Annotated in this window: 12 protein-coding genes; 5 read left to right on the top strand and 7 right to left on the bottom strand. The window is 73.1% G+C overall.

The annotated features are described in order from the left end of the window. Positions 1 to 130: 130 nt before the first annotated feature. The 5 genes from pucL to AB0N31_RS18365 form a co-directional block, all read right to left on the bottom strand. Positions 131 to 1,033 (bottom strand): factor-independent urate hydroxylase, encoded by a 903-nt coding sequence (gene pucL / locus AB0N31_RS18345; protein WP_366059409.1) that lies wholly within the window; start codon positions 1,031 to 1,033, stop codon positions 131 to 133. A gap of 4 nt (positions 1,034 to 1,037) precedes the next feature. Further along, entirely contained in the window at positions 1,038 to 1,454 is a 417-nt protein-coding gene (uraH, locus tag AB0N31_RS18350; protein WP_366059410.1) for a hydroxyisourate hydrolase, read from the bottom strand. Continuing rightward, positions 1,451 to 1,990 carry a 2-oxo-4-hydroxy-4-carboxy-5-ureidoimidazoline decarboxylase gene (gene uraD, locus AB0N31_RS18355; protein WP_366059411.1) on the bottom strand — a complete coding sequence of 180 codons (540 nt, stop codon included), beginning with the start codon at positions 1,988 to 1,990 and terminating at the stop codon, positions 1,451 to 1,453. Before uraD ends, uraH begins: the two co-directional genes overlap by 4 nt. A gap of 140 nt (positions 1,991 to 2,130) precedes the next feature. Continuing rightward, the gene (locus AB0N31_RS18360) at positions 2,131 to 2,499 is read right to left on the bottom strand and encodes a helix-turn-helix domain-containing protein (RefSeq protein ID WP_366059412.1); all 369 of its coding nucleotides are present in this window, start codon (positions 2,497 to 2,499) and stop codon (positions 2,131 to 2,133) included. Continuing rightward, positions 2,496 to 2,744, bottom strand: coding sequence for a thiamine-binding protein (locus AB0N31_RS18365; RefSeq protein ID WP_366059413.1), 249 nt, complete (start codon positions 2,742 to 2,744; stop codon positions 2,496 to 2,498). Before AB0N31_RS18365 ends, AB0N31_RS18360 begins: the two co-directional genes overlap by 4 nt. Before the next feature lie 261 nt (positions 2,745 to 3,005). Between AB0N31_RS18365 and AB0N31_RS18370 the strand changes: the two genes are divergently transcribed. Further along, positions 3,006 to 3,251 carry a hypothetical protein gene (locus AB0N31_RS18370; RefSeq protein ID WP_366059414.1) on the top strand — a complete coding sequence of 82 codons (246 nt, stop codon included), beginning with the start codon at positions 3,006 to 3,008 and terminating at the stop codon, positions 3,249 to 3,251. 166 nt (positions 3,252 to 3,417) lie between these two features. Then, positions 3,418 to 4,275, top strand: a complete 858-nt coding sequence (locus AB0N31_RS18375) for a hypothetical protein (RefSeq protein ID WP_366059415.1) — start codon at positions 3,418 to 3,420, stop codon at positions 4,273 to 4,275. A 24-nt stretch (positions 4,276 to 4,299) separates the two neighbouring features. On the opposite strand, the gene AB0N31_RS18380 is transcribed toward AB0N31_RS18375, so the two are convergent. Together AB0N31_RS18380 and AB0N31_RS18385 are read right to left on the bottom strand one after the other, a co-directional pair. Next, positions 4,300 to 5,910, bottom strand: coding sequence for an AMP-binding protein (locus AB0N31_RS18380; protein WP_366059416.1), 1,611 nt, complete (start codon positions 5,908 to 5,910; stop codon positions 4,300 to 4,302). Then, positions 5,907 to 7,577 (bottom strand): AMP-binding protein, encoded by a 1,671-nt coding sequence (locus AB0N31_RS18385; RefSeq protein WP_366059417.1) that lies wholly within the window; start codon positions 7,575 to 7,577, stop codon positions 5,907 to 5,909. Before AB0N31_RS18385 ends, AB0N31_RS18380 begins: the two co-directional genes overlap by 4 nt. A 150-nt stretch (positions 7,578 to 7,727) precedes the next feature. Between AB0N31_RS18385 and AB0N31_RS18390 the strand changes: the two genes are divergently transcribed. The 3 genes from AB0N31_RS18390 (at position 7,728) to AB0N31_RS18400 (ending at position 12,606) form a co-directional block, all read left to right on the top strand. Then, entirely contained in the window at positions 7,728 to 8,531 is an 804-nt protein-coding gene (locus AB0N31_RS18390) for a LuxR C-terminal-related transcriptional regulator (RefSeq protein ID WP_366059479.1), read from the top strand. A gap of 188 nt (positions 8,532 to 8,719) precedes the next feature. Next, on the top strand, positions 8,720 to 11,536 hold the full coding sequence (locus tag AB0N31_RS18395; protein WP_366059418.1) for an AAA family ATPase: 2,817 nt from the start codon (positions 8,720 to 8,722) through the stop codon (positions 11,534 to 11,536). A 278-nt stretch (positions 11,537 to 11,814) separates the two neighbouring features. Continuing rightward, positions 11,815 to 12,606 (top strand): serine protease, encoded by a 792-nt coding sequence (locus tag AB0N31_RS18400; protein WP_366059419.1) that lies wholly within the window; start codon positions 11,815 to 11,817, stop codon positions 12,604 to 12,606. Positions 12,607 to 12,608: the final 2 nt, after the last annotated feature.

A 12,608-nucleotide genomic window follows, 5' to 3' on the forward strand; every position in this document is an offset into this window, starting at 1 on the left:
GTGGGAGGGAGAGGGCACGGCAGGACCCCGGGAGGTTCGAGTGCCGTGGCCGGGGGCGGGACGGAGGGGACATGGTGACGCCTCCCCGCCGGTGGCCTTTTCCCCGGCCACGGGTGCCGCGGTGGGGGTGTCAGAGGGTGGTGAGGTCCACCGGGATGCGGGCCTCGCAGCCGTCCCGCAGGACGGTCGCCTCGATGAGGCCGTAGGGCCGGTCGGCGGCGAGGTACACGGCTCCGTCGGGGGTGTCGTTCTTCAGCCCGAACGGCTCCAGGTCCACGAGGAAGTGGTGCTTGTTCGGGAGGGAGAAGCGGACCTCGTCGATCTCGTCGCGGTGCTCGATGATCCGCGAGCCCATCTGGTACAGCGTCTGCTGGAGCGAGAGGGAGTAGGTCTCGGCGAACGCCTGGAGCAGGTGCTTCCTCGTCTGCTCGTAGGACTCCTCCCAGTCCGGCATCTCCCGTTCGCCGTCGGTCCAGTTGAACCGCCAGCGGGCGGACACCTCGGTGGCGAGGACGCGGTCGCGGGTCTCGGGGAGCGTCGTGTACTTGTCCTTGACGTAGCCCCGGAACTCGGAGTCGGTGGAGTTCATGACCACCAGGTCCTTCAGACCGGAGACGACCTCCCACGTCGAGCCGTCGAAAGTCGTCTGGGTGAGGCGGGTCTCCTGGCCCTGGCGGACGAAGGAGTGCTTGCTGCCGGGCGTCTCGATCCGCGCCCAGGCGTACTCCTCGACGCGTATGCGGGCCCGGTGGATGTGCTCCTGCGAGGTGACGAAGTGGCGGGCGAGGTGGATGCCGAACTGCTCGGCGGACTCGATGCCGTACTCCTTGGCGAACGCGTACACCGTGTTCTTCGTGGTGTCGGTCGGCAGCACGTGGGCGTTCGAGCCGGAGTGGTGGACCTCGTCCATGTCGCCGCTCAGCGACACCGAGACGTTGAGGTCCTTGATGTGGTGGGTGTCGCCGTCCCGCGTGATCCTGACGACTCGGTTCTCGGCCTTGCCGTACTGGTTCTGTCCCAGAAGGGTGGGCATCTAGCTAGCTCCCTCGGTAAACGGAGTAGCCGAACGGGTTGAGCAGCAGCGGCACGTGGTAGTGCTCGCCCGGCACGACGGCGAACGTGATCGCCACCTCCGGGAAGAACACGCCCGGTCCGCCGTCCCGGTTCGCGGGGGCGTCCTGCTGCGCATCGGCTTGTTTCCTCGCGGTTGTCTCCAGGTACGGCTCCACGGCGAAGTCGAGCCGTACCTGGGTGGTTCCCTCCGGCAGGGGCGGGAGGTCCTTGCACCGGCCGTCCGCGTCGGTCGCGGAACCGCCGAGCGCCCGCCAGTCCGCGTCCCGGCCCGGGCGGGCCGAGAGGTGGACGGCGACGCCCTCCGCGGGGCGGCCGACGCTGGTGTCCAGGATGTGCGTGGACACGGAGGCGGTGGTGCCGGTACCGGTGCTGGTGCTCATGGTGTCGGGCGTCCTTCTCGGTCGTCTCGGTCGTCCCCGACGAGTCGTGCCAGGCGGATGCGGTTGATCTTGCCCAGTTCGGCGCGGACGATCTCCCGTTCGCGTTCCGGCGGGTTGCCGAGCCGTTCCCGCACGGCGTCCCGCATCTGCTCGCCGGTGCGGCCGGTCGCGCAGATCAGGAAGACATGGCCGAACCTCTCCTGGTAGGCCAGGTTCAGTTCGAGCATCTGCGCCCTCAGCGTCTCGGAGGCGCCGGCCATGCCGCGCTGCTCGCGGGCGGAGGCCGGGTCGCCGGGCCGGGGGCGGCCGATGGGCGGGTGCCCGGCCATCGCCTCGTCCAGGTCCGCGGCGGTCAGGTGGACCATGGCGGCGTCACTGGTGGCGTACAGATCCTCGGCCGTGGCGTACGGGCGGGCCGCCAGCAGGTGCCCGGCCCAGGTGGTGGAGGCGCAGGCCTCGTGGAGCGCGGCGCGGGCCGCGGACTCCTCCAGGGCGTTGAACCGGGCCAGCCCCGGGAGCGGGGAAGTCGACGTCACGGGAGCCTCCGTGGCCGTGAACGGCCGTCGTGCTGAACGGACTGCGGCCAGCTAACGCCCACCCGCCACAACCCGTCAACACTTTGTTGAAAATTCCGGGTTAACGAAACCCGGGGTCCCTCGGGGTCGCCGGCGTCCGCTCAGCTCCCCTTCTCGCGGTTGAGGTAGTTGTAGACGGTGAAACGGCTCACGCCGAGTGCGCCGGCCACGGTCTCCACGCCGTGCCGCACCGAGAAGGCGCCGCGCGCCTCCAGCGTCCGCACGACCTCCTGCTTGGCCTTGCGGTCCAGGTCCGCGAGGGGCTTGCCCTTCTTGCGCTCCATCGCGGCCAGGATGTGGTCGAGGGAGTCGGCGAGCTGCGGCAGCCGTACGGCGACGGCGTCCGCGTCCTCCCAGGACAGCACGACGTCGTCGGGGCCGGCCTCGTCCGGCGGGACCAGTTCCCCGCCCATGGCGTCGACCAGGGGTTTCACGGCGGCGATGAAGGACTCCTGCCCGGTCCCGGTCACTCGCCCTCCCCGAGCACGTTGACCTGGAGGGAGACCCGGGTGGCGCCCGCCTCCAGGGTCCTGCGGAGCAGGGCGTCGACCGCGCCGAGCACGGAGTCGGCGCGGCCCTCCACGGTGTTTCCGAAGGGGCCGACGTCCACGGCGTCCAGGTCGGCGGCCTCGACGACCTCGCGGGCGACCAGCGCGTGCGCGGGCGCCTCGTCGAGATCGAAGGGCTCGGTGGTGAACTCAACCCTCAGTCGCACGCGCCCCACACCTCTCTGACCTACCTGACCTGTGCTTTTCATGACTGCCCTCCCCTGGGAGGCGGTCCGGGCACGGCCTGTCGGCGTACGGCAGAACCGCTCGCACGGCTCCCGGACCCGACCTTAACCGACCGGCGGGTCGGTCCGGGCGGCGTCGGAGCCCCGGCTCCGCGGCACCCCTCCGGGGGCGTCGAGCGGGGACGGGCGGCCCCTGCCCGTCCCCGGCGTGCGGACGGGCCTCACCCGCAGGAGTCTGAGGGCATGGGCAATCCGACGCAGCATCCGCACATCGTGGTCCATCCGCCGGCTCTGGACGGCTCCCGCCGGGTCACCCGGGACGATGCCACCCTCGGGATCGCCACACACCTCGACGACGTCGTCGAGATCCTCCGCCTCGCCGACCTGGACCGCGTCGAGGTGGAGGAGACCGACCTCGTCGAATGGCAGGGCGGCGGTCCCGACGACTGGCCCGGACTGTCGGAGCACCACGGACAGCACCAGGCGTAGGCCGGGTACGACCACCTCGGATCAACCTCCGAACACGGCCCGACAGGCTTCGACGCCCCCGGGCACGGGCACATCGCGACCACGCGGGGCCCTCCGGTACCGGAGGAGGCGGGGAACACCGTCAAGAGACGGACAAGCGGGGGCGGCCTGGAGGACGATGGGTGCCATGTCCGAGAGCGTGCCGGTGCGCTGCCCGGCCTGTCGGCGCGAGCGCGTCTACACCGCGGCCTCCTATCCCTGCGCGTGCGGCGCCTCCGTGGCGCCCCGCCTCGACCGCCGCACGGCTCCCGCCGTCGTCGCGCACCGGGCGTGGGAGGAGGAGTGGATCACCCTGCGCTGCCCGTCCTGCGGTGGCCACACCCCGTGGCCCCGCCCGGAACTGGGCTGTGCCTGCGGAGCGGTGCTGCGCATCCCGGTGGCCGATCCGGAGCGGGAAGCGGGAGCCGGGGCCACCGGTGGGCGAACCGGGCCGGCCGGGCAGCAGGAGGCCGGAGCAGCCGAGCCTCACGCCGGGCCGGCCGGGCCACACGCCGAGAACCCCGAAGCGTCGGCCGGGGGCACCGGGCCGCAGACCGAGAACCCCGGGGCGAGGACCGGGGACACCGGGCGGCCCGGCGTCGCAGCCGATGCCTCCCCGCCCGCCCGCGCCCCCTTCCGGTCCGTCGCCGTCCGCACCGCCCGTGATGCCGTCACCGCCGTCGCGCTGTATCTGCGATGGCTCGGGCACCGGGACGTCCGGCGGGCGGATCAGCGGCCCACGTCCGGGGTCGGACTCGCCGGGCGCGGGCTGCTGGCGCACGTCGATCCCGGCGTGCACCCGGCCTCGCTGCGGGACGTGGAGTGCCTGTGGCTGACGGCGATGACGGACTCGGCGGACTGCGGGTACTTCTCCCTCGCCGGCTACACCGCCGAGGCCCGCGCCCGCGCCGACTCCCTCGCCGTCCCCCTGTTCGTCCTCGACCCGACGGGCACGCCCCGGCCGGTCAACGCGGCGGCCGAGCGGTTCGGCACCCGCGGCGCCTGAGCCGGCCGCCGCACCGGCCCGGCGTCACCGGCCGCCGTAGTCGTTCCGCAGTTCCACCTTGCGCACCTTCCCGGACACCGTCATCGGGAAGGCGTCCAGCACCTGGAGCCGGCTCGGGATCTTGTAGTGCGCCAGCCTGCCCTCGCAGTAGGCGCGCACCTCCTCCAGGGTCGGCGGCGCGGCGGCGTCGTGCGGGATCACACAGGCCAGCACCTCCTCGCCGTACTTCTCGTGCGGTACGCCGACGACCTGGACGTCCCTGATCATCGGGTGGCCGTAGAGGAACTCCTCGACCTCGCGCGGGTAGATGTTCTCGCCGCCGCGGATGATCATGTCCTTGATGCGGCCGACGATCTCGACGTACCCGTCCTCCCGCATGTGCGCCAGGTCGCCGGTGTGCATCCAGCGGCCGGGGTCGACGGCCTCCGCGGTCTTCTCGGGATCGTTCCAGTACCCGAGCATCACGCTGTACCCACGGGTGCACAGCTCACCGGCGGTGCCGCGCGGCTGGGTCACGCCGGTGACCGGGTCGACGATCTTGACCTCGATGTGCGGGAGCACGCGGCCGACGGTGCCGGTGCGGTGCTCCAGGTCGTCGTCGCGGCGGGTCTGGAGGGAGACCGGGGACGTCTCGGTCATGCCGTAGCAGATGGAGACCTCCGCCATGTGCATCTCGGCGACCACCCGTTTCATCACCTCGACCGGGCAGGGCGAGCCCGCCATGATGCCGGTGCGCAGGGAGGAGAGGTCGTAGGCCGCGAAGTCGGGCAGGTTGAGCTCCGCGATGAACATGGTCGGGACGCCGTACAGGGAGGTGCACCTCTCCCGCTGGACGGCGTCCAGGGTCGCCTTCGGGTCGAAGGACGGTGCCGGGACCACCATGCAGGCGCCGTGCGAGGTCGCCGCGAGATTGCCCATCACCATGCCGAAGCAGTGGTAGAAGGGCACCGGGATGCAGACCCGGTCCTGCTCGCTGTACCCGATCATCTCCCCCACGAAGTAACCGTTGTTGAGGATGTTGTGGTGGGAGAGGGTCGCCCCCTTGGGGAAGCCCGTGGTGCCCGAGGTGTACTGAATGTTGATCGGGTCGTCGCACGACAACTCGTCCGCCCTGGCGCGCAGTTCCTCGGGCCGGACCGCGGACGCACGGCTGAGCAGGGCGTCCCACTCCGGCTCCCCGAAGAACACCGCCTCCCGCAACTGCGGGCAGCTGCCGCGCACTTGGCCCACCATGGCCCGGTAGTCGCTCGTCCGGTGGCGGGCGGAGGCGAACAGCAGGGAGACACCGGCCTGTCGGAGGACGTACGCGACCTCGTGCGTGCGGTAGGCCGGGTTGATGTTCACCATGATCGCGCCGACGCGGGCGGTGGCGTACTGGACGAGCACCCACTCGGGGCAGTTGACCGCCCAGACGCCCACCCGGTCCCCCTTGGCGACCCCGCTCGCCAGCAGCGCGCACGCCAGCCGGTCGACGTCCGCCGAGAACCCGGCGTAGGTCCAGCGCCGACCGGAGGGCACGTCGACCAGCGCCTCGCGCTCCGGCCAGGCGACGACGGCCCGGTCCAGACTGCCGCCGATCGTGTCGCCGAGCAGCGCCGTGGTGCTCGTGCCGTGGCTGTAGGACGCCGCGGTCACCGGAAGTCCTCCTCGCGGTACTCGTCCGCCGACCCCCCGGCCGTCGCCTCGCGCAGCTCGATGCGGCGGATCTTGCCGGAGACGGTCTTGGGCAGCGGCGCGAACTCCAGGCGGCGGATGCGCTTGTAGGGCGCGAGGGTCTCGCGGGAGTGCTCGAACAGGACCTTCGCGGTGTCGGGACCGGGCTCCCAGCCCTCGGCCAGGACGACGTACGCCTTGGGCACGGCCAGCCGCAGCTCGTCCGGGGCGGGGACCACGGCCGCCTCGGCGACGGCCTCGTGCTCCAGCAGCGCGCTCTCCAGCTCGAAGGGGCTGATCTTGTAGTCGGACGCCTTGAAGACGTCGTCGCTGCGGCCGACGTAGGTGATGTATCCGTTCTCGTCGCGTTCGCCGATGTCGCCGGTGCGGTAGTAGCCGCCCGCCATCGCCTCCGCCGTGCGGTCGGCGTCGCCGTGGTAACCGGCCATCAGGCCGACCGGCCGGGCCGACAGGTCGAGCGCGATCTCGCCCTCGGTGGCGCCGGGCGCGCCGGACACCGGGTCGAGCAGCTCGACGCGGTAGCCGGGGCTCGGGCGGCCCATCGAGCCCGTCTTCAGCGTCTGACCGGGGCTGTTGGCGATCTGCACGGCCGTCTCCGTCTGGCCGAAGCCGTCCCGGACGGTCACGCCCCAGGCCCGCCGGACCTGCTCGATGACCTCGGGGTTCAGCGGTTCGCCCGCGGCCACGGCCTCGCGCGGCGGGGTGCGCAGCTGGGTGAGGTCGGCCTGGATGAGCATGCGCCACACGGTCGGCGGGGCGCAGAAGGTCGTCACCCCCGCACGGTCCATCTCCGCCATCAGCCGGGCCGGGTCGAAACGCGTGTAGTTGTGGATGAAGACGGTGGCCTCGGCGTTCCACGGCGCGAAGAGGTTCGACCAGGCGTGCTTGGCCCAGCCGGGTGAGGAGATGTTCAGGTGCACGTCGCCCGGCTGGAGGCCGATCCAGTACATGGTCGCCAGGTGCCCGATCGGATACGACACGTGCGTGTGCTCGACCAGCTTGGGGCGGGCCGTCGTACCGGAGGTGAAGTACAGCATCAGCGGGTCGTCGGCGAGGGTCGGCCCGTCGGGCAGGAACTCGGCGGAGGCCTGCTGGGCGTCCTCGTACCGCTGCCAGCCCTCGGGCACGCCGCCGACGGCGATGCGCGTGTAGCCGCCGGGCACGTCGTCGAACTTGCCGGTGTCCTCGGCGCGCACCACGACGTGGCGGACCCGGCCGCGTTCGACGCGGTCGCGCAGGTCGGCGGGGCCGAGCAGTGGTGTCGCCGGGACGACCACCGCGCGCAGCTTCATCGCGGCGAGCGCCGTCTCCCACAGTTCGGCCTGGTTGCCGAGCATGACGAGGATCCGGTCCTCGGCGCCGACCCCGCGCTCGCGCAGCAGGTTGGCGACGCGGTCGGACCGCTCGGACAGCTCGGCGAAGGAGAGGCGGACCTCGGAGCCGTCCTCCTCGACGATGTGCAGCGCGGTGCGGTCGTTGCCGTCCGCGATGACGTCGAACCAGTCCAGGGCCCAGTTGAAGTGCGCGGGCCGGGGCCAGTCGAAGCCCTCGTAAGCGGTCTCGTAGTCCTCTCGGTGTTCCAGCAGGAAGTCCCGTGCCCTGCGGAACTGCTCCGTCGCCGTCGTCATCTGTCCTCCTGGTTGCCGGACCATTGCCGGGCGGCTCTCTGCCATCGTGTAATCCGTGATACAGGTCTCACCACCCCCGAACGGGGGGCACCGCGGCGAACCGCCGCGGAGAAGGGCGGGCAGGTGACAGCGGCGGACACGGCCGGAGCGATGGAGATGCGCGGCGCGCTGGCGCGGCTGCGGCGGGCGACGGGACTGCCGGTCGCCTTCGGCGGGCTCGTCGAGCCGGGGCGCCCGCGGATGCGCATCAGCGAGCTGAGCGGCGCGGCCACCCCGGCGCTGCGCGGGCTCGCGGTGACCTCGGGCAACGGGCTCGGCGGAAAGGCGGTCGCCCTGGGCCGTCCGTGCGCCGTGACCGACTACTCCCTCTCCCGGCAGATCAGCCACGAGTACGACACGGCGGTCGCCGAGGAGGGCCTGCGCTCGGTCCTCGCGGTCCCGGTGGTCGTACGCCGCCGGGTGCGCGGTGTCCTGTACGGCGCGCTGCGCACGGCCCAGCCGCTGGGCGACCGCACGCTGAACGCGGCCGTCGACGTGGCGCGGGACGTCGAGCAGACCCTGGCGGTCGGGGACGAGGCCCGGGATCTGCTGGCGGCGGCCCGCCCGGAGCCGCGGGCCGGGTCGGCGGCGGGCTGGGAGCAGGTGCGGGAGGCCCACGCCTGCCTGCGGGCCCTCGCCCCGCGCATCGCCGACCCGGTGCTGCGCGCGGAGCTCCTGGAGGCCTGCGGGCTGCTCACCCGGGGCGCGCCGTCGCCGACGGTCGCCCTGGCGCCCCGCGAGCTGGACGTGCTGGCGTACGTGGCGGCGGGCGCGACCAACCGGACGGCCGCCGAACGGCTGGGCCTGCGCCCGGAGACGGTCAAGGGCTACCTCCGGTCCGCGATGCGGAAGCTGGGCGCCCACACCCGTGGGGAGGCGGTGGTCGCGGCACGGAGGGCGGGGGTGCTGCCGTAGCGGCGGCGGGGCCGTGCGGGAGCGTAAGGATCAAGCCAGGGAGGGACCGGTACGATGAGTGTTCATTCAAACGTCACCTCGATGAATTTCCGTATGCTCCCGTTGTTATCTCCCTCACGACGCCGTCCTTCCGGATTTCAAAGAGACGTTGCCTAGAATTCGGTCGGACACGACACTCGGAGGGAGCGGTGACCGTGCGACGGGACTTCAAGGAGCCTGCCAGATGCCGCCCCGACCTGGTCATCGGCAGGGACGAGCTGTTCACCTCCGCCCGCGAGCAGCTGACCCGCGGCGGCAGTGTGCTGCTGCACGGCCCGGCCGGAATAGGAAAGTCGACCGTGCTGCGGGCATTGGCCGCGGATTACGGCGACGCGGCGCGCACCGTCCTGCGCTGCTCGGCCACCGAGTCCGAAAGCCACCTCCCCTTCCTGGCCCTGGCCGATCTGTTCGGCCTGGTCCTGGACGAGGTGGCCGACAAGCTGCCCTCCGCCCAGCGCACCGCCCTGGAGTCGGCGCTGACCGGCCGCGGCGAGTCGACGCTGCAACGCGACGGCCTCGCCCTGCGCCTGGCCGTGCTCTCGGCGCTGCGCGCCCTCGCCGCCGCCGGGCCCGTGCTGCTCGTCGCCGACGACATGCAGTGGCTCGACTCCGCGAGCGCCGAGCTCCTCGGCTTCGCCGCCCGCCGCCTCGGCGACACCCCCGTCCAGCTGCTCTGCGCGGTCCGGACCGAGGGGCAGGAGTACGACCGCCATCTACGCGCGTCTCCGCCCGACACCCTCGCCGTCCGCCTGAACCCCCTCTCGCGCGCCCAGGTCTCCGCGCTGCTCGACCACCGCGGCTACACCGACCTGCCCCGTTCGACGGTCCGCGAGATCCACCGCACCAGCGGCGGCAACCCCCTGTTCGCCCTGGAGCTGGGCCGCGCCCTCGGCGAGAACCCGACCCCGCCGCGCCCCGGCGAGCCGCTGCCCGTGCCGACCTCGCTGCGCGCCCTGGTGCTCAGCCGGCTCGACATGCTCTCCGACGAGGCGCGCCGCACCCTGCTGGTGGCCAGCGCGGGCGCCCGCCCCACGCTCGCGCTGCTGCACGCGGCCGGCCGCGAGAACGCCGAGGCGGAGACCGCCCAGGCCGCCGCGCTCGGCCTGCTGGCGACGGAGCAGGAGGGGCCGGCCGTACGCTTCGCGCACCCGCTGATCTCGGCGGCGCTGTACGCGGAGGCGCCCGCGCAGGAGCGGCGGGCCGCGCACACCGCGCTGTCCACGGCCGCCTCCGACCCGATCGAGCGGGCCCGGCACCTGGCGCTGTCGACCACCGGCACCGACCCCGAGGTGGCCGCCCGGCTCTCGGAGGCCGCCGCGCTGGCCCGGGACCGGGGGGCGCCCTCGGTGGCGGCCTCGCTCGGGCTGCTCGCGGCCCGGCACACCCCCGCGGACGGCGGGCCGGCCCCGGACGAGCGGCGGCTGGAGGCCGCCGAGGACGCGATCATCGCCGGCGAGGTGGACCTCGCCCGGGACATCGCCCGCGAGGTGCTGACGCGGGCGACGGCGCCCGCCGAGCGGGTGCGGGCCTGGATGGTGGTGATCGAGGCGGCCGGGCAGGCGCTCGGGGACGTCGACGCCGTCTACCCGCAGGTGCTCGCCGACGCGGGCGACGACCCCGTGCTGCTCGCTCAGGTCCACTACCAGCTGGCCTGGCGCGGACTGGTGGTGCAGGGGGACTTCGCGGAGGCCCGTGAGCAGGCGGCGCACGCCGCGGAGCTGGCCGCGCGCGGCGCCGACCGGCGCAGCGAGCTGATGGCGCTGGCCCTCCAGGCGTCGACGGAGACGCTCATGGGGCATCCGGACGCGCCCATGACGATCAAGCGGGCGCTGAAGGAGCCTCAGGACCCTTACGTGGCGTGCCATCACAACGGGGCGGGCACGGCCAGGTTCCGCTGGCTGCTGATGAGCGATCAGCTGTCCGAGGGCCGCTCGACGATCACGGCGTTGCTGCGCGAGGCGCGCCGGCGCGGCATGGTCGAGAGCGAGGTGCACTTCCAGCGTTTCCTCGCGGAGACCGAACTGCGTTCCGGGCACTGCGGGCGCGCCCTGGACCTGGCCCGCGAGAGCCTGCGGCTGGCCCGCGACTCGGGGATCGGCCTGGGTGCCTCCGCGATGCTCGCCTCCCTCGCCGAGGCGTCCGGCGGCGAGGTGGGCCGCGCGCTGGAGCTGGCCCGGGAGGCCGCGGGACGCGCCGAGGAGGACGGCGACCAGATGTACCTGTCGCGGGCCCTGGCCGCCCTGGGGCACGCCCAGTTGGTCGCCGGGGACGCCGCGGACGCGGTGGCCTCGCTGCGCCGGGTGCGGGAGCTGGAGACGGGACTCGGCATCAACGACCCGGCCCGCGGCCGCTGGCAGGGCGACCTCGCCGAGGCGCTGGTGCGGGTGGGCGAGCCGGGCGAGGCGCAGGAGGTCGTCGACGTCACGCGCGAGGACGCGCTGCGGCTGGGCCGCGAGAGCATCCTGGCGACGCTGGACCGGGCGGAGGCGCTGGTGCGGGCCGCGCGGGGCGACCAGGAGGGCGCGCTGGCCCGTCTGACGTCCGTTCAGGACCGGTTCGCCAAGCTCGGGTACGGGCTTGAGGAGGCGCGGGCGGCGTTCGCCATGGCCCGGCTGCGCACCCGGCGGCCGGGGCCGACGTCGTACGACGAGGCGGCGCGGCTGTTCCGGCGGTGCCGGGCACTGCCGTGGCTGCGTCAGGTGGAGGTGGCGGCCGCCGAGGAGCCCGCCGGGCCGGCCGTCGTGCCGGCGCCGGTGCCCGCGTTCGACGCGCTGGAGGGGCTGGCGTCGATGGAGCGTCAGGTGGCGGCGCTGGTGATGGAGGGCGCCACCAACCGGGAGATAGCCGCGCGGCTGTTCATCAGCGTCAAGACGGTGGAGGCGACCCTGACCCGGGTCTACCGCAAGCTGGGGATCCGCTCGCGGGTGGACATCGTCCGGCTGGCGGCGGGGCACCACGCGAAGTGACGGCCGGGCGGGTTCACCGGCTGCGCGGGTCCGGTGCGCCCGGGTTCGCGGAGCGCGGGGCCCCGGTCCGGGGACCTGAGCGCGGGTTCCCGGTGCGACCGAGGGTTTTCCCTCCCCAACTCCCTTAGGGGGTTCCCTCATTGGGGCCGTGACGCACCCGGTCCTAGCGTAGGGGACGTGCCGCTCGCCGGGCACACGGGGGTCGGTCCCGAGACCCCCGTGCACTCCCCCCACACCCGCGCGACCCCCCACCGGCAACTCCCTCAGCAAGGAGATCGATGTTCGGGCTCACCCGTGCCAAGAAGGCCGCGGCCCTCGCGACGGCCTCGGCCGCCGCGGTCGCGACCGCCCTGCTCAGCGCCCCCACCGCTGTCGCAGCCCCCCAGCCGATCGTCGGCGGCACCACCACCACGACGACCGCGTACCCGTTCATGATGCAGATCACGGACGCCTCGCAGAACCAGTTCTGCGGCGGCACCCTGGTGTCGGCGACCAAGGTGGTCACCGCGGCCCACTGCATGGTCGGCGAGACGACCAGCAGCGTGCGGGTCGTCGGCGGCCGCACCTACCTCAGCGGCACGAACGGCACGGTCAGCCGGGTCAGCAAGATCTGGATCAACCCGGCCTACACCGACGCCACCAACGGCGACGACGTGGCCGTCCTGACCCTGTCCACGTCGATGCCGTACACCACGGCGCCGTACGTCACCTCCTCCCAGACCGGCGTGTACGCGGCCGGCACCACGGCCCGCGTCCTCGGCTGGGGCACGACCTCGGCGAACGGCAGCTCCTCCAACCAGCTGCGCACCGCGACCGTGCCGATCGTGTCCGACTCCAGCTGCGCGGGCAGCTACGGCTCCGACTTCGTCGCGAGCGACATGGTGTGCGCCGGATACACCTCCGGCGGCGTAGACACCTGCCAGGGCGACAGCGGCGGTCCCCTGCTCATCGGGGGCGTCCTGGCAGGCATCACTTCATGGGGCGAGGGTTGCGCGCAGGCCGGTTACCCGGGTGTCTACACCCGGCTGACCACCTTCTCCAACCTCGTGACCGCGCAGGTGAACTCGTAAGT

Source organism: Streptomyces sp. NPDC051051 (assembly GCF_040682975.1).
Taxonomy (GTDB): Bacteria; Actinomycetota; Actinomycetes; order Streptomycetales; family Streptomycetaceae; genus Streptomyces.